The organism is Mycobacterium sp. NGS68, from assembly GCF_059812195.1.
Genome location: NZ_JCALCE010000038.1, coordinates 1 through 26,263 on the forward strand (window position 1 = coordinate 1; position 26,263 = coordinate 26,263).

Annotated in this window: 15 protein-coding genes; 5 read left to right on the forward strand and 10 right to left on the reverse strand. The window is 71.3% G+C overall.

Annotated elements, in window-relative coordinates; all coding sequences use genetic code 11:
* The coding region (locus tag AC5Y5V_RS26835) for a hypothetical protein (protein WP_499941219.1) at positions 1-464 on the reverse strand (464 nt) is incomplete at its 3' end.
* 163 nt (positions 465-627) lie between these two features.
* Here AC5Y5V_RS26835 and AC5Y5V_RS26840 point away from each other — a divergent pair.
* Genes AC5Y5V_RS26840 through AC5Y5V_RS26850 form a run of 3 tightly spaced genes read left to right on the forward strand, consistent with a single transcriptional unit; the run spans position 628 to position 3,409 of the window.
* Positions 628-1,068, forward strand: a complete 441-nt coding sequence (locus AC5Y5V_RS26840; RefSeq protein ID WP_499941221.1) for a DUF2752 domain-containing protein — start codon at positions 628-630, stop codon at positions 1,066-1,068.
* Between the two features lie 58 nt (positions 1,069-1,126).
* Entirely contained in the window at positions 1,127-2,545 is a 1,419-nt protein-coding gene (gene pyk, locus AC5Y5V_RS26845; protein WP_499941224.1) for a pyruvate kinase, read from the forward strand.
* Positions 2,546-3,409 carry an acyl-CoA thioesterase II gene (locus AC5Y5V_RS26850; protein WP_499941228.1) on the forward strand — a complete coding sequence of 288 codons (864 nt, stop codon included), beginning with the start codon at positions 2,546-2,548 and terminating at the stop codon, positions 3,407-3,409.
* Between the two features lie 23 nt (positions 3,410-3,432).
* Here the strand turns inward: AC5Y5V_RS26850 and AC5Y5V_RS26855 are convergent, their stop codons facing one another.
* The 7 genes from AC5Y5V_RS26855 to AC5Y5V_RS26885 all read right to left on the reverse strand — a co-directional run bounded on the left by AC5Y5V_RS26855 (position 3,433) and on the right by AC5Y5V_RS26885 (position 11,777).
* A complete protein-coding gene (locus AC5Y5V_RS26855; RefSeq protein WP_499941230.1) occupies positions 3,433-5,076 on the reverse strand; it encodes a thiol reductant ABC exporter subunit CydC in 1,644 nt (547 codons plus the stop codon).
* Complete coding sequence (gene cydD / locus AC5Y5V_RS26860) at positions 5,063-6,649, reverse strand: thiol reductant ABC exporter subunit CydD (RefSeq protein WP_499941232.1); 1,587 nt, start codon at positions 6,647-6,649, stop codon at positions 5,063-5,065. Before cydD ends, AC5Y5V_RS26855 begins: the two co-directional genes overlap by 14 nt.
* An 80-nt stretch (positions 6,650-6,729) precedes the next feature.
* Entirely contained in the window at positions 6,730-7,770 is a 1,041-nt protein-coding gene (gene cydB / locus AC5Y5V_RS26865) for a cytochrome d ubiquinol oxidase subunit II (protein ID WP_499941234.1), read from the reverse strand.
* 15 nt (positions 7,771-7,785) lie between these two features.
* Positions 7,786-9,240: a cytochrome ubiquinol oxidase subunit I gene (locus AC5Y5V_RS26870; RefSeq protein ID WP_499941236.1), complete on the reverse strand. Its 1,455-nt coding sequence runs from the start codon at positions 9,238-9,240 to the stop codon at positions 7,786-7,788.
* A gap of 80 nt (positions 9,241-9,320) precedes the next feature.
* Positions 9,321-9,896, reverse strand: a complete 576-nt coding sequence (locus AC5Y5V_RS26875; RefSeq protein ID WP_499941303.1) for an HdeD family acid-resistance protein — start codon at positions 9,894-9,896, stop codon at positions 9,321-9,323.
* A 177-nt stretch (positions 9,897-10,073) separates the two neighbouring features.
* A complete protein-coding gene (locus AC5Y5V_RS26880; RefSeq protein WP_499941240.1) occupies positions 10,074-11,405 on the reverse strand; it encodes an adenylate/guanylate cyclase domain-containing protein in 1,332 nt (443 codons plus the stop codon).
* Positions 11,406-11,435: 30 nt separating this feature from the next.
* Positions 11,436-11,777, reverse strand: a complete 342-nt coding sequence (locus AC5Y5V_RS26885) for a hypothetical protein (protein ID WP_499941242.1) — start codon at positions 11,775-11,777, stop codon at positions 11,436-11,438.
* Between the two features lie 134 nt (positions 11,778-11,911).
* On the opposite strand from AC5Y5V_RS26885, the gene AC5Y5V_RS26890 reads away from it, so the two are divergent.
* Positions 11,912-12,721 (forward strand): sulfotransferase family protein, encoded by an 810-nt coding sequence (locus AC5Y5V_RS26890; RefSeq protein WP_499941245.1) that lies wholly within the window; start codon positions 11,912-11,914, stop codon positions 12,719-12,721.
* A gap of 24 nt (positions 12,722-12,745) precedes the next feature.
* Here the strand turns inward: AC5Y5V_RS26890 and AC5Y5V_RS26895 are convergent, their stop codons facing one another.
* Complete coding sequence (locus AC5Y5V_RS26895; RefSeq protein WP_499941247.1) at positions 12,746-24,454, reverse strand: PE domain-containing protein; 11,709 nt, start codon at positions 24,452-24,454, stop codon at positions 12,746-12,748.
* 1,014 nt (positions 24,455-25,468) lie between these two features.
* On the opposite strand from AC5Y5V_RS26895, the gene AC5Y5V_RS26900 reads away from it, so the two are divergent.
* A complete protein-coding gene (locus AC5Y5V_RS26900; protein ID WP_499941249.1) occupies positions 25,469-25,630 on the forward strand; it encodes a hypothetical protein in 162 nt (53 codons plus the stop codon).
* A 334-nt stretch (positions 25,631-25,964) separates the two neighbouring features.
* On the opposite strand, the gene AC5Y5V_RS26905 is transcribed toward AC5Y5V_RS26900, so the two are convergent.
* Entirely contained in the window at positions 25,965-26,258 is a 294-nt protein-coding gene (locus tag AC5Y5V_RS26905) for a hypothetical protein (protein ID WP_499941251.1), read from the reverse strand.
* Positions 26,259-26,263: the final 5 nt, after the last annotated feature.

Sequence of the window (26,263 nt, forward strand, 5' to 3'; positions counted from 1 at the left end):
TCGAGCCTGAGGTTGCGGAGTCTGAAGCCGCTGAGTCCGAGGTCGTCGAGCCTGAGGTTGCGGAACCAGAAGCGGCCGAAGCCGAGGAGCCTGAGGCAGCGGAACCAGACGCCGCTGAGCCGGCGATCAGCGAGCCGGAAGCAGCCCAGCCGGAGGCCGTCGAATCGGAAGCGGCCGAGCCTGAGATCGCGGAGCCGGAAGCCGTTGACGAACAAGCCGCGGAGCCCGAGGCTGAGGTCGCGGAGCCTGAAGCCGCTGAGCCTGAAGCCTCCGAGCCTGAGGTCGCGGAGCCTGAAGCCGCTGAGTCCGAGGTCGTCGAGCCTGAGGTTGCGGAACCAGAAGCGGCTGAGTCCGAGGTCCTCGAGCCTGAGGCTACGGAGCCTGAGGCCGGCAAGCCGGAGGCGGCCGAGCCCCCGATACCGCTCGTCACACCGGCGAATACCCCCCGGGAGCGCTGGCGGCAACGATTGCGGAATCTCAGGTCGCGGCCGGGCCGTTAGGGCGAAACTGGCTGCGCCCGACGTGAAGCCACTACGAAAAAGTGCGGGCTTTTTCGCAGTGGCTTCACGTCCGGCGAGGGAATAGACGCCCGCCGCCGAACCCCTGCCCGTCTGGCATGCTGAAACGGTGACAAATCCGTCGTCGCCGCAACCGCCGAGAAGCCAGGCGGACACGGGGCGCCGCGTCCGTGTCTACACAGCGGTAGGCACGGGTGTATTGCTGGCAGGCGCGCTCGCGTACATCGGTGTCGTCGACCCCCACAAGCCGCATTCGGCCTATCCGCTGTGTCCGTTCAAGATGCTCACCGGCTGGAACTGCCCGTTCTGCGGCGGCCTCCGGATGACCCACGACCTGCTGCACGGCGATCTGCTCGCCAGCATCAACGACAATGTCTTCGCGTTGGTCGGCCTCCCGCTGTTGGCGGGATGGATCCTGATGCGACGCCGACAAGGCCGTCCCACGCAGCCGATACCGGCGGTGGTGACGATCGTGGTGCTGACGGTCGTGTGGACGGTGCTGCGCAACCTCCCCGGCTTCCCGCTCGTCCCGACCATTCTCAGCGGCTGACCCGCCGCTAACTGCGACTCAACCCAACGGCAACCCAGCGCGACTATGCTGGATCGCCGTGACGCGACGCGGAAAAATCGTCTGCACCCTTGGCCCTGCATCCCAGTCCGAGGAGGCGATCCTGGCGCTGGTCGAGGCCGGAATGGACGTCGCCCGAATGAACTTCAGCCACGGCGACTACGCGGATCACAAAACCGTCTACGAGCGGGTGCGGTCCGCATCGGACGTCACCGGTCGCGCCGTCGGCGTGCTCGCCGACCTGCAGGGTCCCAAGATCCGGCTGGGCCGCTTCGCCGCGGGTCCCACCTACTGGGCTGACGGGGAAACGGTGCGGATCACCGTCGCGGACTGCGACGGCACCCACGACCGGGTGTCGACAACGTACAAGAAGCTGGCCGAGGACGCCGAGGTGGGCGACCGGGTGCTGGTCGACGACGGCAAGGTGGGCCTGGTGGTCGACGCCATCGACGGCAACGACGTGGTCTGCACGGTCACCGAGGGCGGCCCAGTCAGCAACAACAAGGGCCTGTCGTTGCCAGGGATGAACGTGACCGCGCCGGCGCTGTCGCAAAAAGACATCGAGGATCTCACGTTCGCACTGACGATCGGGGTCGATCTGGTCGCGCTGTCGTTCGTGCGCTCGCCGTCGGACGTCGAGCTGGTGCACGAGGTGATGGATCAGGTGGGGCGGCGGGTCCCGGTGATCGCGAAGCTGGAAAAACCCGAAGCCATCGACAATCTGGAAGCCATCGTGCTGGCATTCGACGCCATCATGGTGGCCCGCGGCGACCTCGGCGTGGAGTTGCCGTTGGAAGAGGTTCCGCTGGTGCAGAAGCGGGCCATCCAGATGGCCAGGGAGAACGCGAAACCCGTCATCGTCGCGACCCAGATGCTGGACTCGATGATCGAGAACTCGCGGCCGACCCGCGCGGAGGCCTCCGACGTCGCCAACGCGGTGCTCGACGGCGCCGACGCGCTGATGCTGTCCGGCGAGACGTCGGTGGGCAAGTACCCGCTGGCCGCCGTGCGGACCATGTCGCGAATCGTCTGCGCGGTCGAGGAAAACTCGACGGCCGCACCGCCTTTGACGCATGTGCCGCGCACCAAGCGCGGCGTGATCTCCTACGCCGCCCGCGACATCGGCGAGCGACTGGACGCCAAGGCCCTGGTCGCGTTCACCCAGTCGGGCGACACCGTGCGCCGGCTGGCGCGCCTGCACACCCCGCTGCCGCTGCTGGCCTTCACCGATCTGCCCGAGGTGCGCAGCCAGCTGGCCATGACGTGGGGCACCGAGACGTTCATCGTCCCGCACATGAAGTCGACAGACGGCATGATCCGCCAGGTCGACAAGTCGCTGCTGGAACTCGGCCGCTATAAGCGCGGCGACCTGGTGGTGATCGTCGCCGGCGCGCCGCCCGGGACGGTGGGGTCGACCAACCTGATCCACGTGCACCGGATCGGCGAGGACGACGTCTAGTTGACCGACTTCGAGGAACTGCTTGCGGTACTGGACCTCAAGCGCGTCGCTGACGACCGCTTCATCGGCTCCCACCCCAGCAAGAACCCGATGCGCACCTTCGGCGGCCTGCTGGTGTCGCAGTCGTTCGTCGCGGCCACCCGCAGCCTGACCCGCGACGACCTGCCGCCCAGTGCCGTCTCGGTGCACTTCATCAACGGCGGCGACACCGCAAAGGACATCGAATACCACGTGGTTGGGCTGCGCGACGAGCGGCGCTTCGCCAACCGGCGCGTGGACGCGGTGCAGGACGGGGTGCTGCTGTCGTCGGCGCTGATCGCCTACATGTCCGGCGGCCCCGGGCTGGAACACGCCGTCGACCCGCCCGAGGTGCCAGACCCGTACCTGCTGCCGACCATCGGCGAGCTGTTGCGCGGCTACGAAAAGACCGTGCCGCACTTCGTCAACGCGCTGCAGCCGGTCGAATGGCGCTACACCAACGACCCGGCCTGGGTGATGCGCGACAAGGGCGATCGCCTTGCCCACAACCGGGTTTGGCTCAAGGCGCTAGGCGCCGTGCCCGACGACCCGGTGCTGCACACCGCGACCATGCTGTACTCCTCGGACACCACCGTGCTGGACTCGGTGATCACCAAACATGGGTTGTCGTGGGGATTCGACCGCATCTTCGCCGCGTCCGCGAACCACTCCGTGTGGTTGCACCGGCAGGTCAATTTCAATGACTGGGTGCTGTATTCGACGACGTCGCCGGTGGCGGCGGATTCACGCGGGCTGGGCACCGGGCACTTCTTCGATCGCTCGGGGCAGGCCGTCGCGACCGTGATGCAGGAGGGCGTGCTGAAGTATTTCCCCGCCAAGCGATAGGCGCCGAGCAGACGCAACAGCCCCTAATTCCTCAGCGTGTCGGGGGCTTTTGCTGGGGGCACCTCCCGCTTGCGGGGGACTGCTCGGCGGTCGATCGTGACCTCCGCACAACTAAGGCCGTCGGGCAGGTGATGGGTTGCGACGACCACGGTCCGGTCCGCCGCAAACAGGCCGGGACCGGGGCCCAGCAGGTCACGCAGGATCGGCTCGGCGTCGCCGCGGTCGAGGTGCTCGGTCGGTTCGTCGAGCAGCACGACGCGGGCCGGCGAAATCACCGCGCGGGCCAGCAGCAACCGCCGGCGCTGGCCGGCGGACACCGCCTGGGCGCCGCCGGTCAACACCGTCGACAGGCCCTCGGGCAGGCTGGCCAGCCACGCGCCGAGGCCGACGGCAGTCAGGGCCGCGACCAGGTCGTCGTCGCCGCAGTCGCCGCGGGCTACCAGCAGATTGTCGCGGACGGTGGTGGCGAAGAGGTGCGCGTCCTCGGCGAAAAAGCTGACAGCACTGTGTAGTTCGGCATCGTCGAACTGGTCCAGGTCGGTTCCGTCCAGCGTCACGCGCCCGTGCGAGGGCGGCAGCAGCCCGGCGAGCGTCATCAGCAGCGTGGTCTTTCCGGCGCCGCTGGGCCCGGTGACCGCGAGGCGCGCGCCCGCCGGCAGGTCGAGCGTTCCGGCCGACAACCGGCCGGTCCCGCCGGGCACCGGTCGCGTGGGCAAGGGCTGGCCCGGCGGAACCAGGTCGAGCAGCCGACGCGCCGCAATCCGTGCCCGCGTCAGCGCAACGGCGGCGGCGGGCAACGGGCCCGTCGCCTCGAACGCGGACAGCGGCAACAGCATCAGGACCGCGAGCGTGGTGGGGGCGACGGTGGATGCCATCGCGATGCCGGCGATCACCGCGCCGAGCACGCTGATCCCGATCGCCGCGGTGGGCATGGCCTCGGCGAGGGCGGCCGGTCGGGCGGCGGCGTCCAGAGCGTCTCCCCAGGCGCGTTGGCGCCGTTGCGATTCGGCGATCACACCGGGCAGGGCGCCGGCGACCCGAAGCTCCGGCGCGTGCTCGAGGGCGATCATCGCCGCCGTGTCGCGCTCGGAATGATGTTGCCGGGCAATCGCTTCCTGCGCGGACGCGGCCCGGCCGGCGAACCAGGGCGCCACGCCGCCGGCGACGACCAGAGACAGCGCCAGCACCGCTGCGGCCGGCAGAGAGATCACCGCCACGACGACCGTCGCCGCCACGGAAAGCACGCCCGCGACCGCGATCGGCACCACGGCGCGCACCAGCACGTCGGCCAGCGCGTCGACGTCGGCGCCGACGCGAGCCACGAGCTCGCCGCTGGGCAACCGGACGGAGGCCGACGCCGGTCCGCGGGAGAGCCGGGTATAGATCGTCGCACGAGCGGTGCCGGCCGCGCGTAGGGCGGTGTCGTGGGTGGCCAGCCGCTCGCAGTAGTGCAGCACGCCCCGCGAGATCGCGAACGTCCGCACCGCCACGACCGCGACGGACAGATCCAGCACCGGCGGCATCTGCCAGGCCCGGGTGATCAGCCACGCCGACACCCCGGCCAGCGCCAGCGCGCTGCCCAGCGACAGCACCCCCAGCGCGATCGCGGCGAACAGGCGGGGGAGACGCGGCCGCAGCAGGCCCAGCACGGCTTCAGACCGGCGCATAGCGATCACCGCTGCAGACGACCTCGACGACGCGGTCCCCGATTGCGACGACGGGTTCGCGATGCCCGACGACCACCACCGTCGCGCCGGCGCGGGCGCGCTCGACGACCGCGCGCAGCACCCTGTCTTCGGCGGCGGCATCCAGGTGCGCGGTGGGTTCGTCGAGCAGCAAGACGGGCGCCGTCGAGCCCAACGCGCGGGCCAGGCCCAGGCGTTGCCGCTGGCCGAGCGACAGGCCCACGCCGCCGCGACCCAGCGCGGTGTCCAGCCCGTCGGGCAGCCCGGCCAGCACCGTGTCGAAACCGGCGGCCGCGCAAGCGCCGTCCAGGTCATCGAGATCGCCGAGCAGCAATAGGTTCTCGCGCACGGTTCCCGGGACCAGGACCGGGCGTTGCGGCAGCCAGGACAGCTGCCGCCACCACGCCTCGGGCGCCAGGTCTCGGACATCCGCACCGGCCACGCTGACCCGCCCGGACGACGGCGCCGTGAGCCCCGCGATCGCCTGCAGCGTCGTGCTCTTGCCGGCACCGTTTCGTCCCGTCAGCACGGTCACCCGGCCGGGTTCGAGCTGCGCGGTCAGATCATCCGGCGCGGCGCCGTCTCGCCCTGCGACGCTGAGGTTTTCGATGCGGATGACCGCGCCGCGGGCCGTGACGGTCCGCTGGCCGGGCTCTGACACGCAAGGCTCGCCGATCAGCGCGAAAGCCTTGTCCGCCGCGGCCCTGCCGTCCTGGGCGGCATGGAATTCCACGCCGATGCGGCGCAGCGGCCAGTACACATCCGGCGCCAGCAGCAGCACGGTCAAGCCGGTCGTCAGGCTCATTTCGCCGAACACCAGGCGCAGGCCGATGCTCACCGCAACCAGCGCGACCCCCAGCGTCGCCAGCAATTCCAGCACCAGAGCGGACAGGAAGGCGATCCGCAGTGTGGCCATCGCCGAACGCCGGTGCGCGGCACCGAGTTCGGCGATGCGCCGCTCCGGGCCGAAAGCACGACCCAGCGCCCGCAGCGTCGGGATACCGGCGATCAGGTCCAGCAGGCGCGCCTGCAGCGTTGTCATGGCTTGCAGCGCGGCGGCCGATCGCTCCGCGGTGGCCAGCCCGATCAGCACCATGAAGATCGGTATCAGTGGCAGCGTGATCACCACGATCACCGTGGATTTCAGGTCATAGCAGGCGATCACGGCGACGGTGGCCGGGGTCAGGATCGCGGCCAACAGCAGGGTGGGCAGGTAGCCGGTGAAGTAGGGGCGCAGGCCGTCGAGACCGCGGGTGACCACCACCGCGGCCGCGTCACGCTCGGCGGTCAGTTGACGGGGCTCCCGGGCGGTTACCGCCGCGAGCACCTGACCGTTGAGGTCGGCAATCACCGCGCTGGCGCCGCGCTGGCCGAGGCGGGCCTGCAGCCAGGCCGTCGCCGCCCGGATCGCCCACAGCGCCAACAGGATCGACAGCGGCAGAGCATAGTGGCGGGGGTCGCGGGTCGAGGGATCGCCGACGACGCGCGCGACGACGCTCGCGAGGACGATCGCCGAACCGATGGCACACCCGGAGACGACCACACCACACGCCACCGCGGCGATTAGGTAGCGGCGCAACGCCGTCGACGCCCCCCACAGTCGCGGGTCCAGGGGAGCCCGGGATCCCTTAGCGCTCAGGAGTTACGCCTGGCCAGGCCGATCGGCGGCGGTATGCGCTCGGCCGAAATGCGTTGCCGGAACACCCAATACGTCCAGGCCTGGTAGACCACTGTCAGCGGGGCCATGATCGCGGTCACCCAGGTCATGATCTTGAGCGTGTAGGGCGTCGACGACGCGTTGTAGATGGTCAGATTCCACTGGCTATTCAGCGACGAGTGCACCAGGTTGGGATACAGCGCACCGAACAAGAGGACGACGACGGCCACTACTACCACGGCGGTACAGACGAACGCCCAGCCGTCGGATGCGCGCCGCCACACCAGGAACACCGCTCCCAACTGGGCCACCACTGCGGCGCCGAGCACCAGCCATGTCCAGTCCTTGCCGTACGCCAGCTGGGTCCAAAGGCCAAAGCCGGCAACCAATACCGTCACCGGAAGGGACAGCCACACGGCGATCCGGTAGGCGTCGTCGCGGATGGTGCCGGAGGTCTTGAGCGCCAGGAACACCGCGCCGTAGAGCAGGAACAGCCCGGTGGTCGCCAATCCGCCCAGCAGCGTGTAGGCGTTGAGCACGTCACCAATCGACAGGTTGACCTGGCCGTTGGCGTCGACGGGCAGCCCGTGCACCAAGATCGAGAACGCCACCCCCCACAGCAGGGCAGGCAGCCAGGATCCGGCCGCGATGCCGAAGTCGGCCCAACCCCGCCACTTCGTGTCGTCGATCTTGCCGCGCCATTCGATGGACACGACCCGCACGATCATGCCGAACAGGATCGCCAGCAGCGGCAGGTAGAGCGTGGAAAAGACCGTGGCGTACCAGCCGGGAAAGGCGGCGAACATCGCCGCGCCCGCGGTGATCAGCCAGACCTCGTTGCCGTCCCAGACGGGACCGATGGTGTTCAGCGTGGCGCGGCGTTGGAGTTCCGGGTCGCCGGAGCCCACCCGGGCGAGGGGCTCCATCAGCATGCCTACGCCGAAGTCGAAGCCTTCGAGGAAGAAGAAACCGGCGAAGAGCAGCCCGATCACACCGAACCACAACTCTTGGAGTCCCATCGGTCAGCTCCTTTCTCAGTATGCGAACGACAACGGCGCGACTTCGTCGTCGTCGGGTGCGCGGGGCGGGGCCGGTTCGGCGTCATGTTCCAGCGGCCCTTCGACGATGTAGCGCTTGAGTAGGAAGAACCAGACGACCGCGAGCACGGCGTAGATCAGCGTGAACGTGACCAGCGAGGTGATGACGATGCCCGACGCGTGATGGGACACCCCTTCGGCCACGGTGAGGTGGACGTTCGGGTCGCCGGTGGGATTCGGCGCGACAATCCATGGCTGGCGGCCCATTTCGGTAAACACCCAGCCGGCGCTGTTGGCCAGGAACGGGGCGGGAATCGTGAGCAACGCGAACCAGCTGAACCAGCGCTGATTCGGGATCCGTCCGCCGCGGGTCAGCCACAGCGCGAGCAGCGCGAACAGCACCGGAATCGCCAGCAGCCCGATCATTATGCGGAAGGACCAGTAGGTGACAAACAGGTTGGGGCGGTAGTCGTTCGGGCCGAATCGCAGCTCGTAATCGCGCTGGATATCGCGCACGCCCGGCAATTTGACACCCTCGAACTTGCCCTCGGCGAGGAAGGGCAACACATACGGCACCTCGATCACGCGCGTGACGGCGTCGCAGTTGTTGTGCCTTCCGACGGTCAGGATGGAGAAGTCGGGGTCGGTTTGGGTGTCGCACAACGATTCCGCCGACGCCATCTTCATCGGCTGCTGCTGGAACATCAGCTTGCCCTGGTGGTCACCGGAGAAGAACAGGCCGGCGGTGGCGAGCAGCGCGACCAGGCAGCCCAGGATGGTCGCCGGGCGGTACATCGCCCGGGTGCCGTCATCGGTGCTGTTCTGCGACCGGACCAGCCACCATGCGCTGACGGCCGCGACGAACGTGCCCGCGGTGAGCACTGCGCCAGTGACGGTGTGGCCGAACGCGGTCAGCCCGGTGTTGTTGGTGAGCAACGCCCCGATGTCGTTCAATTCGGCGCGCTTGGTCGTGGGGTTGTAGTGCACGCCCACCGGATGCTGCATGAACGAGTTGGCCGAGATGATGAAGAACGCGGACACGTTGACTGAGATCGCGACGATCCAGATGCACGCCAGGTGGATCAGTCGGGGGAGTCGGCTCCAGCCGAAGATCCACAACCCCAGGAAGGTGGATTCGAAGAAGAAAGCGAGCAGGCCCTCCATGGCCAGCGGCGCCCCGAACACGTCGCCGACGAACCGCGAATATTCGCTCCAGTTCATGCCGAACTGGAATTCCTGCACGATGCCGGTGGCCACGCCGATGGCGAAGTTGATCAGGAACAACTTGCCGAAAAACTTGGTAAGGCGATACCAGGCAACGTTTCCGGTGGCGACCCAAGCGGTCTGCATGATCGCGAGCAGGGGAGCCAGGCCGATGGTGAGGGGCACGAAGATGAAGTGGTAGACGGTCGTGATGCCGAATTGCCAGCGTGAAACGTCGACGACATTCATGTCTGTCATCTCCAGGGGGCTGCAGGGAGGTTAGTCTGCTACGACAGAGTGTAGTAGTTACCGGAGGGCGGCGCTACGAGTCAGGCGTCCCTGACTCGCGACAGGGCGTCCCCGAGCGACTTGGACGCCTTGCGGATTCCGAACGACGACACGATCTCGAACGTGCCGATGGCCACCAGCCAGAAGCCGGCCAGCCAGAACAGGATCACGAGGCTGGTGAATGGCGAACCCAGCATGATCATTCCCGCGATCAGGCTCATCACACCGACGAAGATCTCCCAACCGCGGCCCGGCAGGGTGGGGTCGCTGATCGCCGACACCGACGTCGCCACACCGCGGAAGATAAAGCCGATGCCGATCCAGATCGCCAGCAGGTAGACGGCGGTCGCCTCGTCACCCTTGCCGAAGTGGCGAAACGCCAGGAACGCCAGCACCAGCGAGGCCGCCCCGCTGATGAACAGCAGGACCCGTCCGCCCGCAGAGACGTGCAGGCCGAACGCGAAGGCAACCTGCCAGAGCCCGGTGACCAGCAAGTACGCGCCGAAGAGGATGGCTGCGGCCAGGATCGATCGCTGCGGCCAGATCAAGATGGCGACGCCCAGGCCCAGGGTGAGGAGTCCGGAGATCAGTGTGGACTTCCACAGATGGGGCAACATGGTTGGAACGGGTGAAGTTTCCATGGAAACCAGTGTGGCGCATGTGGTGGTTCCGGCATAGGGCCTGATGGCCCTTGACGCGCCTCGTTTCCGCTCGCCGAAGGTGAGCTGGCTGCGAAAATCTCGCTCCGATTTCCTGATGGTGGCGACCCGGCTGCGCCGCGCTTGCGATCGCCACTAGACGTGGGCGGTGTCGGCTTCCTCGACCCGTATGTCGGTGACTTCTTCGGCCGGCTTGCGGCCGACCAGATACCAGGTGCGCATGACACCCTTGCCCTTGACGTCGATCTGGCCGCGCGCCTGCAGCAGGAAGTCGTCCTTCAGACGGTCGTAGACCGTCTCGGGCACCTGGATGCGGCCCACCGAGTCGGTGGACTCCATCCGGGAGGCGACGTTGACCGCGTCGCCCCACACGTCGTAGAAGAACCGGCGGGAACCGACCACGCCGGCGACCACGGGACCGTCGGCCATACCGATCCGAATCGGGACCGCCTGGCCATGCGGGCCCGTCAATCCCGCTGCGACGTCGGCCATTTCGAGCGCGAAGTCGGCCAGCGCGGCGACGTGGTCGGGGCGTGGGCGCGGCACCCCGCTGACCACCATGTAGGAGTCGCCGCTGACCTTGATCTTCTCCAGCCCGTGCTTGTCGACGAGGGCGTCGAACGCGCTGTAGAGCCTGTCCAGGAACCGCACCAGCTCGGCCGGCGGGGTGCTGCTCGCGCGCTCAGTGAACCCGACGATGTCGGCGAACAGCACCGACGCGTCGTCGTACTTATCGGCGATGACCTTGCGTTCGGGGTCCTTGAGCCGTTCCGCGATGCTGGCCGGCAGCATGTTGGCCAGCAGCGCCTCCGAGCGGTCGTACTCGGACTCCATCGCCTCCTCGGCGCGCGCGGTGTCGCGCAGGGCGAACCACACCGTCACCACCACCACGACGACGGCGGACACGGTCGTGATGACGAAGCCCAGCGACTGGGCCCAGGCAGGCTGCAGCCCGGTGGTGCGCGGCACGATGAACTCGGTCGCGATGACCAGGCCGGCTGCGATCGCCGCCAGGAAGCTGGCCAGGACGATGTGTTCGATGCCCAGCAACAGCACCACGAGGCAGGCGCCGATGAGGAAGAAGAACTGGGCGCCGGACCCGGTGCCCACGTCCCAGCAGCTCGCGAACACGGTGATATAGGACGCGGCGATGAACGTCAGTGGGGCTACCAGTTCGCCGAAGCGTTGCAGCATCGGTACGAACGCAAATGTCAGCGCGCCGACGATGTTGATCGAAACGACCTGCCACAGCCATGCGCCGATCAACAGCTGCATGGCGATAAAGCTGACGCTGACCATCACGGCCAGCCAGGCGGCGATGTTCAGGATGCGCTGGCGCCGCGAGACGCTCTCGGCGTAGTGCTGGCTGCGGGCGCGGGTTTGTTCCCGAACCGCGGCGACGCAGTCCGGGCGCTGCTCTGAGCTATCCGACCACTTTTTCGTGGCCACGCATTTTTTGGCCGCCACGTGTGCAAGCCTAACCGCTCAGCTGCATGTTTACGCATCTTCGGCGGGGCGGGGCCGCTCCTCCGCCCCAGGTTCGGCCATGTCGCGCAGCCGCTGGGCAAGATAGCGGTCTTCGGCGGCGTACTTGCGGTGAAGGTCCGCGTGCCCGCGGTAGTCGGCCCCGTACTGGTTTCGATTGGCCAGGGAATCATAGGATTTGGCGAGTCGGTCGTGGCCGCTTGCGGACTTGTCGAAGCTCTCGGCCGCGGATCGCTGCGACGCCATCTTCTTCCGCCGTCTCTGCTCCGTCCGTTGCACTATGCGGTCCGCCTGTTCGGCGGCCTCCTCGGGATATCCCGGGCGGTGGTCGAATGGTGGGCTGCTGCCGTTCATCAGCGCCTCCTGGTTGCGTATACCGCGGGGATTGACGGCGTCGGTGCGGTCGAAACAACGCCGTTGCAGGGGCCACTATGCTCATCTGCGATCGGTCGATGCAGCCGAGCGGGCGGTAGGTCAGGGAGCGTGCCATGGCAGCCATCCATTTCATCTCGGGCCTGCCGCGGTCCGGCTCGACTCTGCTGGCCGCGCTGCTGCGCCAGAACCCGCGGTTCCAGGCGGGAATGTCGGGTCCGTTGGCCGGCCTGTTCGGCGCCCTGCTGGACGCCATGAGCGCGCGCAACGAGTTTTCGATATTCATCGACGACGCCAAGCGCCAGCGCATCCTGCGTGGGCTGTTCAGCAACTTCTACGCCGACGCCACCGCCGAGGTCATTTTCGACACGAACCGCGCCTGGTGCGGCTGGATGCCGGCGATCGTGCGGCTGTTCCCGGACGCGAAAGTAATTGCCTGCGTGCGCGAATTGCCCTGGGTGGTGGACAGCATCGAGCGGCTGGTGCAGCAGAACATCTTCACCCCGTCGTCGATCTTCAACTACAGCGCCGGTGGCACGGTCTACAGCCGTGCCCAACAAGTGGTCGAACCCGAAGGCATGGTGGGCGGCCCCTACGACGCCCTACGGCAGGCGTGCCACGGTGCGCAACGGGACCGGTTGTTGTTGCTGCAGTACGAAACGCTGACGACCGACCCGGCCAAAGCGATGCAGGCCGTCTACGCATTCATCGGCGAGCCCGCGTTCGAGCACGACTTCGACCGTGTCGAGTATGACGTCACGGAATTCGACGAGCGCGCCGGTACGCCAGGGCTGCACACCGTGCGGCGCACAGTCAAGGCCGAACCGCGCGACACGTTGCTGCCGCCCGACCTGTTCCAGCGTTTCGTCCGCGACGCCTTCTGGCGCGACCCGGAGAGGATTCCCGCCGGACTGCAGGTCGTGTGAGGCGCCGCCCGGCGGGCGTCGTTGCTACGCGGGGTCGTTCGTACCGGGCGCCCCGGTGCCACCCGGCGCCCCGGTCGGTCCGGCGTTGCCGCCGACGCCGCCGATGCCGCCCGTACCGCCTCCGACGTTGAGCTTGCCGCCGGTGCCGCCGACACCACCCGTGCCACCGATGCCGGTGCCGCCTGCGCCGGGGGTGCTGCCGTTTCCGCCGGTGCCGCCCGGGCCGCCGGTCGCGGTCTGGTTGGTGAAGGTGCCGCCGTTGTTGACGCTGAGCAGGCCGGTGCCGCCGGCACCGCCGGTGCCGCCGACCGCGGTGCCGGTGCCATTGGTGCCGCCGCCGCCGCCGGTACCGCCGGTCGCGTGGCTGCCGATGATGGTGCTGCCCCCGGTCGCCGACACGGTGCCGGCGCCACCGGCACCGCCCGCGCCGAATCCGGACCCGCCGGCACCACCGTTGCCGCCAGCCGCAGAGCTGGTGCTGACGGAGCTGCCGGTGCCGGTGGCCGTGAGACTGGCACTACCGCCGGCAGCGGTGGCGGAGGCGTTTCCGCCGGTCGCGGTGCTGTCCGAGATGTGGCCACCGGTGCTGGCCGTCGCGGACGCGCCACCGCCCGCTTTGGTGGGCCCGGCGTCGCCGCCGGTGAGGTGGGTGCCGCTGACGCTGCTGCCCGAGCCCCCGGTGACGTTGATGCTGGCGCCGCCACCGGCGGCCCCGGCGGTGCTGGCGCCGGACGTGACGCTGCTGTCGGTGACCGTGCCGCCGTTGGTGGTGATCTGGCTGGTGGTGCCCTGGCCGCCGGTGTAGCCGTCGCCGCCGATTGCGGTGCTGTTGGTGATGGAGTCGCCGACACCCTTGGTCGAGAGGTTGCCTGAACCCGCGCTACCGCCGTTGACGCCGCCCTGGCCTGCCCCGCCGTGACCGCCGGTCACTGTGCCCTGGGCGGTGCTGGTGGTGACAGTGCCAGCGGCGGGCCCCGTGCTGATGACGCCTTGGCCGCCGTTGCCGCCCGTGACGCTGGCACCGGTACCGCTGCCGCCGTCACCGCCGGTGGCGGTGCCGCTGGCCGTGGTGGCGGTCGTGGAGGTACCGGCGCCCAGCGTCACCACCTGCCCGAGCCCGCCTTTGCCGCCGGTTCCGCCGCTGTAGCCTGCACCGCCGTCGCCGCCGTACGTGCTGCCGGTGGCCGAGGAGTAGTCGCCGGTGGCCAGCACCACAGACCCGCCACCGACGCCGCCGTGGCCGCCGGTGTTCGCGCCGCCGCCGGCACCGCCGAGGGCGTACCCGCTGGCAATGCTGTTGGCGCCGCCGGCGTAGTAGCCGGTCTGGATCCAGCCGCCGCCGCCCTTACCGCCGGTGCTGCTGGCGCCGTCGGCGGATCCGCCGCCGCCTCCAATGCCGGTGCCGAGGGCCTGGCTACCGACGCGCTGGGCAAAGACCCCACCCTGCGCGCCCGCGCCACCGGTGCCACCGTTGGTGCCGGCGCCGCCGTCACCGCCCGTGGTGGTCCCAGTGGCGGTGCTGGCGGTGGCGGAGGCCAAGATCTTGCCCTCGCCGCCGGCGCCGCCGGTACCGGCGTCGCCGAGGCCGCCGTGACCGCCGGTCGCGTCGCCGCTGGCCGAGCTGCCGGTGGCAGTGGCGTTGATGTTAGCGTCTCCGCCGTTGCCGCCGGTGCCGCCGTTGATGCCGTTGCCACCCTCACCACCGAGAGCCCCGGTGGCGGTGGCGGTGGCGTGACCGCCGCCAGTGGCGGTGATGTTGCCGGCCCCGCCGGCGCCGCCGGTGGCGCCGTTGGTGCCGCCGTCACCGCCCTGGCCGCCCTGTGCGGGGCCGCTGGCTTGGCTGCCGGTTCCGTCGGCGGAGATGGTGGAGGTTCCGCCGGCGCCGCCCGCGCCGCCGGCGGTGGTGGCGTTGCCCGCACCGCCGGTGCCGCCGTCGCCGCCGGTCGCGGAGCTGGTGGAGATGACGACACCGTTGTTGGTGGCGGTGATGGTGCCTAGGCCGCCGGCACCGCCCTTGCCGCCGTTATGGGCGTTGCCGCCGACGCCGCCGTCACCGCCGTCACCGCCGGTGGCGGTGCCGCTGCCGGGCGTGCCGTAGCCGTTGCCGCCTGCGCCGCCCTGACCGCCCACGCCGCCGTTGGTGCCACCGGTGCCGCCGTCGCCGCCGTCACCGCCGATGCCGATGTTTCCTGCGGTGGTGCCGCCGATGCCGCCGGCGCCGCCCGCGCCGCCGTTGCTGCCGACCCCGTCACCGCCGTTGCCGCCGTTGCCGCCCGCGCCGCCGGCGTTGACCCCGTTGGTGGAGGTCTGGCCGCCGGACTGCCAGAAGGTGCTGTTGCCGCCGCCGCCACCGGCGCCGCCGATCGCGCCGTTGGTGCCGTTGAGGCCGCCGTTGCCGCCGTCGCCACCGGTGGAGGTGGCGCCCGTGATCTGCGTGCCTGCGGCGCCTGACGGGTCATAACCCTGGATCCAGCCGTCGCCACCCTTGCCGCCGTTGCCGCCGTTGCCGTCGCCGCCGTCACCGGAGGTCGCGTGGCTGTTGGTGATGCTGGCGTTCAACCCGGCGACGTTGGAGAACCCGCCGGCGCCGCCGGTGGCCCCGGCCGCATTGCCCGCGCCGCCGTCGCCGCCGATGGCGCTGCCCTCAGCGACACCGGTGGGCCCGGAGGCCAGCAACAGTCCGGCGCCGCCGTCGCCGCCATGGGCCCCGGCCACGGTGGCGTCGCCGCCGTCGCCGCCCTGCGCGAGACCCTCGGCGTGCCCGCCGGTGGTGGGGGTGCTGGCCGAGTAGCCCGACTGGACCTCCGCCCACGCACCGGCACCGCCGGTACTGCCCGCACCGGTGGCGCTGCCGCCGTGACCGCCCGTCGCGCTACCGCCGGCAAAGCCGTTCGCGCTGGATTCAATAGAGCCCGCACCGCCGGCACCGCCGGTGCCGCCGGTGCTGCCGTTGCCGCCGTTACCGCCGAGGGCGCCGTTACCCGTGGCGACGGCAGTCGCCTGAGCACCGGTCGCGGTGATGTCGCCCGCTCCACCGGCCCCGCCGGTGCCGCCGTTGGTGCCGGCCCCGCCGTCGCCGCCTTGAGCCGGGCCGCTGACGGTCCCGCCACCGCTGGCGGTGAGGCTGGCCGCACCGCCAGCCCCGCCGACGCCGCCGTTGGTGTCGCCGGCACCGGCGTTACCGCCAATGGCCGACGCATTGCCGATGGTGCTGGCGCCGCTGGCCGTGGCGGTGGCACTGCCACCGAGAGCGGTGTCGGAGCTGTTTCCGCCGGTCACGATGGTGTCCGAGATGGCGGAGCCGGTGCTGGCGGTCACCGTCGCGGTGGCACCGGCGTGGCCCGCCCCGGCGTTGCCACCGGTGGCCTGGGTGCCGCTGACCTCGCTACCGCCGCTGGCGTCGATGCTGGCGCCGCCGCCGACGGCCCCGGCTGCGCTGTGGCCGGCGACCGCGGAGCTGTCGGTGATGGTGCCTCCCGAGGTGTGCAGCGACCCGGCGTTGCCGGCCACCCCGGTCACACCGTCGCCGCCGGTCGCGGTGCCGCCGGTGATGGAGTCGTTGAGGCCCTTGACCGAGATGGTGCCGTCACCACCGGCGCCGCCGTTGACGCCGCCCTGGCCCGCTCCGCCGTCACCGCCGGTTGCGTTGCCCTCGGCGGTGCTGTTACCGACGGCACCGGACTGCAGGCCCGCGCTGACGATGCCGCGGCCGCCGGCGCCACCCGTGATGCCGCTGCCGGTGCCGCTGCCGCCGTCGCCGCCGGTGGCGGTGCCGCTGGCTTCGGTTCCGGCGCCCAGCGTTACTACCTGCCCGAGCGCGCCCGCACCGCCGGTGCCGCTGTTGGAGCCAGCACCACCGTCGCCGCCGAACGTGCTGCCGGTGGCCGTGGAGTTATCGCCGGTGGCGAGCACGGTGGCCTGGCCGCCGGCGCCCCCGTGGCCGGCGGTCGTCGCGGCACCGCCGGCACCGCCCAGGGCGGACCCGGTGGCGGTGCTGTTGACGCCGCCAGCGTAGAAGCCGGTCTGAATCGAGCCGCTGCCGCCGGTACCGCCGACACTGCCGGAACCGTCGGCCGAGCCGCCGGCACCACCGACGGCGCCACTACCGGTGCTGGTGGCCTCGCTACCGGTCCGCTGAGCGGCGATCGAACCCGCGGCACCGGCACCACCGGTACCGCCGTTGCTTCCGGCCCCGCCGACACCGCCGGTCGCCGTGCCGCTCGCCGTGCTGTCGGTGGCCGTTGCGGTAATCAGGCCGTTACCACCGTTACCGCCGTGACCGCCGCTTTCGCCCTTACCACCGCCACCTCCGGTTGAGGTGCCGCTGGCTGAACTGTCGGCAGCCGTGGCAGAAATGGTGCCGTTACCGCCGTTACCGCCGGTGCTGCCGGAGCCGTCGCCGATCCCGCCGGTCCCGCCTTTACCCGTACCGCTGGCTGTGGCGCCGTTGGCCGTGGCGGTGACGGTGCCGATGCCACCGTTACCGCCGGTTCCGCCGTTGCTGCCGGCGCCGCCTGCGCCGCCGGTGGCGGTTCCGCCGCTGCTGCTGCCGGCACTCACCGTGAGGTTGCCGTTAGCGCCGTTGCCGCCGTGACCGCCGTCGGTACCACCGCCGCCGGCACCACCCTGGGCTGTGCCGTTGGTGACGGTGCCGCCGAGGCTCACCGTGATGTTGCCGTTACCACCCTTGGCGCCGACGCCGCCGTTGGCGTCGCCCGCCCCGGCGTAACCGCCGGTCGCAGACGAACTGGTGATGGAGCCGCCGCTGTTCGTGATATTGGCATTGCCGCCGACGGCGCTGTCGGAGCCCTTGCCGCCGGTGGCGGTGCTGTTCGAGACGGTGCCGCCACCGCTGTCGGTCACCGTCGCGTTTCCGCCGGCCTTACCAGACCCGGCGTCGCCGCCGGTGGCCTGTGTGCCGCTGACCGAGCCGCCGGTGACGTTGATGCTGGCGGCGCCGCCGACGGCCCCGGCGGTACTGTGCCCGGCGATCGCGGAGCTGCCGGTGATGGAGCCTCCATTGGTGGACAGGCTCCCGGCGTTGCCGTTGATCCCGCTGGCGCCGTTACCACCGGTGGCGGTGCCGCCGGTGATGGAGTCGCCCGCACCCGCGGCCGTGATGGTGCCGGCACCGCCGTTGCCGCCGTTGACGCTGTTCAGCCCTGCCGCGCCGGCCCCGCCGGTCGCGGTGCCCTGTGCGGTGCTGTTGGCGCCCGTGGCTGAAATGCTGCCCGCTCCACCGTTACCGCCGGTGGCGCCGTGGTCGCCGCCGTTGGCGCCTTCGCCACCGATCGCGCTGCCGCTGGCGTTGCTGCCAGATGCGTTAGCCGTGATGGTGGCCGCGCCGCCGTCCCCGCCGGCGCCGCCGCTATTGCCGCTGGTGTCGCCGGCCGCGCCGTCCCCGCCGCCACCGCCGTGGGCGCTGCCGCTGGCGGTGCCGCCGTTGGTGCCGGTCACGGTGCCTGCGCCGCCGTCGCCGCCGGCGCCGCCGTCGCCGGTGTGGGTGGCGTCGACGTAGGTGCCGCCGTTGCCGCCGTTGCCGCCGGCCCCGCCGACGCCGTCGGTCCCGCCGCCTGCGCCGCCGTTGCCGCCGTCGCCGCCGAGGGATCCGGTGCCACCCTTGCCGCCGTCGCCGCCGTCGCCGCCGGTGCCGCCGGTGGGCTGGAAGGTGTTGCTGCCGCCGTCACCGCCGTTGCCGCCGTTGCCGTTGTGGACGGCGTCGACGTAGGTGCCGGCGTTGCCGCCGTTGCCGCCGTCGCCGCCGGTGCCGGTGGCGCCGGTGGACTGCTGGCCGTTGGCGACGAGCACGTTGCCCCAGCCGCCGTCGCCGCCGTCACCGCCGTGCGCGGTGCCGGCGCTGGTGGTGTTGTTGGTGCCGCCGTTGCCGCCGTCCCCGCCGATCGCGGTGCCGTTGGTGATGGTCGAGCCCAGCGCGCCGCCGTATCCGTCGGCCACGATGTTCCAGGCGTTGCCGCCGTCGCCGCCGTTGCCGCCGTTGCCGACGCCGCCGTCACCGGCGGTTGCCGTGCTGTTGGTGACGCTGCCGTACAGGCCGGCGTTGGAGGCGAAGCCGCCGTCGCCGCCGGTGGCCCCGGCGGCTGTCGCGCCGCCGCCGCCTCCACCCGTGGACGTGTTGCCGGTCGAGGAGCCGCCGGTGCCGGCGCCCAACACCAGGGCGTCACCACCGTCTCCGGCTGTGCCTCCGCCGCTGGCGTTGCCACCGTCGCCGGCGGTCGCGGTGCCGCTGGCGGTGCCGCCGAGGTGGATCCCGCCGTCGGCGCCGACGCCGTCGACGAGGCCGGCCTGCACCCAGGCGTTACCGCCGTCACCGCCCACGCTGGCGTCAGAGGCGTCGCCGCCGTCGCCGCCGGTCGCGGTGCCGGTGGCGGTGCCGTTCTGGTGGGCAGTGACCTCGCCCAGGCCGCCCTTCCCGCCGACGCCGCCGTTGGTCCCGCTGCCACCGGCCCCGCCGATGCCGCTGCCGGTCACGGTGGCGTTGGTGGAGTCGGGAACCGAGGCGGATTCGGGGGTGGTGGCGTCGACCGAGCCGTCACCACCGGCACCGCCGGTCCCGGCATCACCGAGCCCGCCCTGGCCGCCGGTGGCGGTGCCCTTGATCACGTCACCGGCATAGTTGCCCGAAATGGTGCCCGCCCCGCCGGCACCACCGGTGCCGCCGTTGCTGCCGGCCCCGCCGTCGCCGCCGCTGGCGCCGGTGCCCAGGCCGGTCGCCGACCCGCCGTGCGCGGCGCTGATGCTGCCCGCGCCGCCGGCACCGCCGGTGCTGCCGGACCCGGTGCCGGCCCCGCCGTCGCCGCCGGATGCGGCCCCGCTGACGGTCCCGCCGCTGCTCGCCGTGAGGCTGGCCGCACCACCCGCGCCGCCGACGCCGCCGTTGGCGTCGCCCGCACCGGCGTTACCGCCGATGGCGGACGCGTTGGCGATGGAGCTGTTGACGCCAGTGGCCGTGACGGTGGCACTGCCACCGAGAGCGGTGTCGGAGCTGTTGCCGCCGGTCACGGTGGTGTTCGAGACGGTGGCGCCGCCGCTGTCGGTCACCGTCGCGTTGGCACCGGCGTGACCCGCCCCGGCGTCGCCGCCGGTGACGTGGGTGCTGTTGACGGCGCTGCCCAAGCCCCCGGTGACGCTGATGGTGGCGCCGCCACCGACCGCCCCGGCAGCAGCGTTGCCAGCGACCGCGGAGCTGTCGGTGATCGTGCCCAAACTGGTGTAGAGCGACCCGACGTTGCCGTCGACGCCGGTCGCGCCGTCGCCGCCGGTCGCGGTGCCGCCCGTGATGGAGTCGTTGGCACCCTTGGTCGAGATGCTGCCCGTGCCACCCTTGCCGCCGTTGACGCCATTCTGGCCCGCGCCGCCGTCACCGCCGGTCGCGGTGCCCTGGGCGACGCCATTGGCGCCCGCACCGGAGGACTGACCTGCACTGACTGCGGCCTTGCCGCCGGCGCCGCCCGTGACGCTGTTGCCGCTGCCGGTGCCGCCGTCGCCGCCGGTGGCGGTGCCGCTGGCTTGAGTTCCGGTGCCCATCGTCACGACCTGCCCAAGGCCCCCGGCCCCGCCGGTGCCGCTGTTGGAGCCCGCACCGCCGTCGCCACCGTAGGTGCTGCCGGTGGCCGTGGAGTTGTTGCCGGTGGCCAGCACGACGGCCTGGCCGCCGGCACCGCCGTGGCCGCTGGTGGTTCCGGCGCCGCCGGTGCCGCCGAGGGCGTAGCCGCTGGCGGTGCTGTTGGCGCCGCCGGCGTAGAAACCGGTCTGGATCCCGCCGCTGCCACCGTTGCCGCCGGTGCTGCCGGCGCCGGTGCCGGCGCCGCCGCCACCGCCGATGCCGGTGCCGATGGCCTCGCTGCCGGTGCGCTGGGCAAAGACCCCACCCTGGGCACCCGCGCCGCCGGTGCCGCCGTTGGTGCCGGCACCACCGACGCCGCCGGTGGCGGTGCCGCTGGCCGTGCTTCCGGCGGCCGTGGCGGCGATGTCGCCGGCGCCGCCAGCGCCACCGGTGCCCGCATCCCCGAGGCCGCCGGTGCCGCCGGTGGCGGTGCCGCTGGCCGTGCTTCCGGCGGCCGATGCGGTGATGGTGGCGGCCCCGCCGGCCCCACCGGTGCCGCCGTCCTGGCCGGCCCCGCCGTCGCCACCGGTGGCGCCGGTGCCGGACGTGACGGTGCTGGCGGTGCCGCCGTCGGCCGCGCTGATGGTGGCCGCGCCGCCGTCGCCGCCGGTGCCGCCGGTGCTGGCGGCACCACCATCACCGCCGGAAGCGACGCCGCCGGCGTGGCCGCCGCTGGCGGCGCTGAGGGTGGCGGCCCCGCCGCCGCCGCCGGTGGCGGCGTGGTCGCCGCCGTTGGCGCCTTCGCCGCCGGTCGCGATCCCGCTGGCGACGCTGTTTGCTCCGTCGGCCTTGATGGTGGCCGCGCCGCCGTCCCCGCCGTCGCCGCCGGCATTGCCGGCGCCATCGCCGCTGAAGCCGTCGCCGCCGCCGCCGCCGTGTGCGCTGCCGGTGGCGGTGCCGCCGTTGGTGCCGGTGATGCTGGCTGCGCCGCCGTCGCCGCCGTCGCCGCCGTCGCCGGTGTGGGCCGGGTCGACGTAGGTGCCGCCGGCACCGCCCTGGCCGCCGGCGCCGCCCCTGCCATCGGCACCGGTGCCGGCGCCGCCGTTGCCGCCGTCGCCGCCGAGGGATCCGGTGCCACCCTCGCCGCCGTCACCGCCGGCACCGCCCGTGCCGCCGGCGGGCTGGAAGACGTTGCCACCGCCGTTACCGCCGTTGCCGCCGTCGCCGGTGTGCACCGCGTCGACGTAGGTGCCGCCGTTGCCGCCGTTGCCACCATCCCCGCCCTGGCCGGTGGCGCTGCTGGACTGCTGGCCGTTGCTGACCAGGACGTTGCCCCAGCCGCCGTTGCCGCCGTCACCACCGTGCGCGATGCCGGCGCTGGTGGTGTTGTTCGTGCCGCCGTCGCCGCCGTCCCCGCCGATCGCGGTGCCGTTGGTGATGGTCGAGCCCAGCGGACCGCCGAATCCGTCGGCGACGATGTTCCACGCGTCGCCGCCGTTGCCGCCGTTGCCGCCGTTCCCGATGCCGCCGTCGCCGGCGGTCGAGGTGCTGTTGGTGACGCTGCCGTACAGGCCGGTGACGGAGGCGAAACCACCGTCACCGCCGTTGGCGCCGACGGTGATCGCCGCGCCACCTTGGCCACCGGTGGCGATGCTGCCGGTGGAGGAACCGGCGGTGCCGGCCCCCATGACCAGGGCGTTCCCGCCGTCACCCGCGACGCCGCCGCCGCTGGCGTTGCCACCGTCGCCGGCGGTGGCGGTGCCCTGAGCGGTACCACCGAGGTGGTTACCGCCATCCATGCCCAGACCGTCGACATAGCCGGCCTGCACCCACGCGTTACCGCCTTCGCCACCCACGCTGGCGGCGTCGGAGGCGTTGCCGCCGTCACCACCGGTCGCGGTGCCGGTGGCGATGCCGTCCTTATGGGCGGTGACCTCGCCGAGGCCGCCCTTGCCGCCGACGCCGCCGTTGGTGCCGCTGCCCCCGGCCCCACCGGTGCCGGTGCCGGTGACGATGGCGTTGGTGGAGTCGGGGACTCCGGCGTTTTCGGGGGTGGTGGCGTCGACGGAGCCGTCGCCGCCCGCACCGCCGGTGCCGGCGTCACCGAGCCCACCCGCACCGCCGGTGGCGGTGCCCTTGATGACGTCGCCCGCGTAGTTGCCGGAGATGGTGCCCGCACCGCCGGCACCACCGGTGCCACCGTTGACACCGGCCCCACCAGCGCCACCGGTGGCGCCATCACCCACGCCGGTCGCCGACCCGCCGTTGGCCGCGCTGATGGTCGCCGCACCACCGTCGCCGCCGGTGGCGCCCGATGTGCCGCCGGCGCCGCCCCGGCCGCCGGTCGCGGTGCCGCTGGCGACGCTGCCCGTGCCGTCGGCCGTGATCGCCGCGTCGCCACCAGTGCCGCCGTCGCCGCCGGCCGCGCTCGAGGTGCCAGCACCACCCTCGCCACCGTGGCCGCCGTTCGCGGTACCGCTGGCGCTCCCGCTGTTGGTGCTTTGGACAGTGGCGCCGCCGCCACCGCCGCCACCGCCGCCGCCCTGTCCGGCAGCGGTGCTAGTGCCGGCCGCGCCGGCGCCGCCCGTGCCGCCAATACCACCCGTTGCGCCCAGGCCGGCGGCCGCGCCGGTGCCGCCGGTGCCGCCGGCGCCACCGCTGCCGTACGCGGCACCCGGAATGGCAGTGCCGCCGGTGCCGCCGGTACCGCCCGTGCCGCCTGCCTGCGCGAGGCCGGCGGCGTCCACGCCGCCGTTGCCGCCGTCGCCGCCCTTCCCGCCGGTGCCGGTGGTACCCGTGGTGCCATTGCTCCCGCCGTCTGTGCCGGACCCGGCCGCCCCGGCCTTCCCGCCGGTGCCGCCGTCGCCGCCGTCGCCGCCGGTGTTGAGCACGCCGTCGGCGCCGCGACCGCCGTCGCCGCCGGTGCCGCCGTCGCCGCCCTTGCCGCCGTCGCCGCCGCCGATGCCGCCGATTCCGGCGCCGCCCGCGCCGCCCTTGCCGCCCGCGCCGGCCGTGGCGCCGTTACCGGCGTTGCCGCCGTCGCCGGTTCCCGCGTCGCCGATGGCGCCGTTGCCGCCGCGCCCACCTATGCCGCCGTCGCCACCGGTGCCGTTGTGGCCGGCGCTGCCGTTGTTGCCAAAGAGCAGCGCGGAGTTCGCACCAGCGGCGCCACCAAGGCCGGCGCCACCGCCGGTACCGCCGGTCCCGCCGTCGCCGCCGACAAGGCCGGATCCCTGGGCGCCGGTAGCGCCGAGACCGCCGACGCCGCCCCCGCCACCGATTCCGCCGACCCCGCCGTTGCCGGCGGTGCCGCCAAGCCATGAATGGTTGGCGCCACCTGCGCCGCCGGAACCGCCGACGCCGCCTGTTCCACCGTCAAGGGCGGACGCGCCGCCCGCCACCCCGGGCACGCCTGAACCGCCGACGCCGCCGGTGCCGCCGGCCCCGCCGGTCCCGCCAGTCCCGTTCAGCGAGAACAGTTGACGGTTCGCTCCACCGGCCCCGCCGGTACCGCCGACGCCGCCGGTTTGGCCGGAGTTGTCGGCTCCTGCGCCGCCAGTTCCGCCGGCGCCGCCTGCGCCGCCGGAACCGCCGCCCCCGCCGATGAAGCCGTTCGCGCCGCCGGCCCCGCCGGTGCCGCCCGCCTTACCAGCACCGCCTTCGCCGCCTTCGCCGCCGGCGCCGCCGGCGCCCCACAGGCCCGCCTGCCCGCCGGCACCGCCGTTGCCGCCACCGGTGCCCGAGGCGACGCCGCTGGTGCCCGAGCCACCGTTGCCGCCGTTACCGATCAACCAACCGCCATCTTGACCGGCGGCACCCGTACCGGCCGTGCCGTTGCCGCCGTTGACGAACAACGAACGCCCCGTTATTGCCCTGACGGGCGACAGAATCCCGAACGGCTGCGCCAGGTCGACCAGCGTGGTCAACAGGTCCGAACTGGCCGCCGCCTCAGCCCCGGCATAGGCCGACCCGCTCGAGTTCAACAGCTGCACAAACTGGGAATGCAGCAGCGCCGAGCGCGCGCTCAACGCCTGAAAGTCCTGCCCGTAGCCGCCGAACAACCGCGTAATCGCCGCCGACACCTCATCCGACGCAAGTGGTGCGATCCCCGTCGTGGCGGGAGCCGCCGCCGCTGTGGCCCGCTGCAGTGCCTCTCCGATTCCACTCAAGTCGGCCGACGCGTTGGTCAAAGCTTCAGTTGCTGCGATTACGTAGGAAGACACTCGATTTCCCCTAACTGGATGACGCCGGTCCCGAATCCGACGGGGGGACTGTATGCGGGGCGGAGTATTTACGGGGCCGTTAGGGAAATATTGTGATCTGTATCACAATAACCCGAGTGGTAACAATAGTACCGCTTGCTAAGAAGTTAATTTACAGGCTATGTCAATTTCTCTTCATCATTGCTGGATCGTGACGTTTGGGGACCAGGAGATACTGTCGATCGCGACGATGGTTGCCGCAAGGATTTGCTGAGAGATGACTCGCGGAGGCAGATGCACTTCTAAGGGCCGAGATTTGGACGCTTCAGTTGATTGCTGGCACCGGGGGTCCGTCTGCGCGGCCCAGGGGTTTGCGGGTGTGTCGCAATGTGACTGATGTGCCAGAAGTTGAAGGACGGACGCCGGGCGGCATATTACTAGGCGGTAATGTTACCGACGAGTCGCTGGGTTACGTTTAAATTTCCCGTTATCAGCTACCAAACTAATCAGAGTGCTTAAATATCCGGGCGGTTAAAAGAGCCATTTACAGTCGCGCGGGGCGAATATCCGGAACCGAAGTAAAGAACCAGGAACGAACACCGCCACGGCGGCGGAGCCAGTCGACTGCACACTTGTGGTGCCCTCGGTGAGATTCGAACTCACACTGTACGGGTTTTGAAATCGTACTGACAGCAAAACCGCAGGTCGCGGGTATTGGTGCCGAATTGTGGAGATTGGTGGTTGGGGGAGTGAAGTAGCAGCTCAGTGCCAGTTTTCTCTTGCCGTCACCGGTGGGCGTCGGTGGCCGCTGGTTGGTGCCGTGCGGACTGCGTGCGGACTGGCGCGGACTGGCCGAGCGGGGCCGCCGCGTACACGCCATGTACGACTTTCGCTGTCTTGCAACATGTTTCGACACATCGGCCGTACGATCCGTGTTTAGCGCCCGCAACACCTAGCCGGGCCAACATCAGGAGGCACAGAGTGAAAGCACCCGCGCTTGACTTCGCGCCCTGGCGGCAGTCGGCCAACGGCGTCAGCCGATACCGGACCAACGGCCGCGTTGTCGAGCTCGTCTATCCGGCCGGGACCGTGTTCGATGACGACACCGTGTCAGACGGTGCGCCGATCACGGTTGAGCTTTAGAGCGGTGAGCGCCGGGCGGTGAGGTTTCCTAAGTCCTCACCACCCGACGCCCCACACCGAATAAGGAGTTGGGTCGGGCTTGCGCGTGTGTGCAGGGAAGCTACCCGCCGCGTAAGCCCGGCCCGTTTCGTTAAGCCGCAAACTTCGGTGACTACCAACCGTCAGTCAGTCGTCAATGTTTGTTTGCGCCCACCGAAGCATCGTTGCCCCGGCGGGTTGCGATAGGTGACACCCGCCCGTTCCGTAAGCGGGGTCCCTCCTTTGAAGAGTTTGACCACGGGTGCCTTACCGCTTACCGCACTTCCTATGTGCGGCAAATCTAAAGTCCGTCAAGCTAACAGGCGCGTACGCGATACCGGTTCAGTACCGCTAGCTCGGCCGTCGACCAGCCGTCGAACCCGGCGCGGTAGTTGATCTGAAACGGCCCCATTTGTCGCCCTGCGGTGATTTGAGACGTGTCCGTCAGCAACCGCACCGCTGCGGTGAGGATCACGGCGCGAACGTCGTCGTTCGGTTCCCCCGCCGTGAATCCCTCGCCGCGTGTGTAGCTCGACGCCATCGCGGAGACGACGCCGAGCACGGCCGTAGCCTGCCCGGCGTCGACAGCCTTGCCCAACAGAGCGGACACGTCAT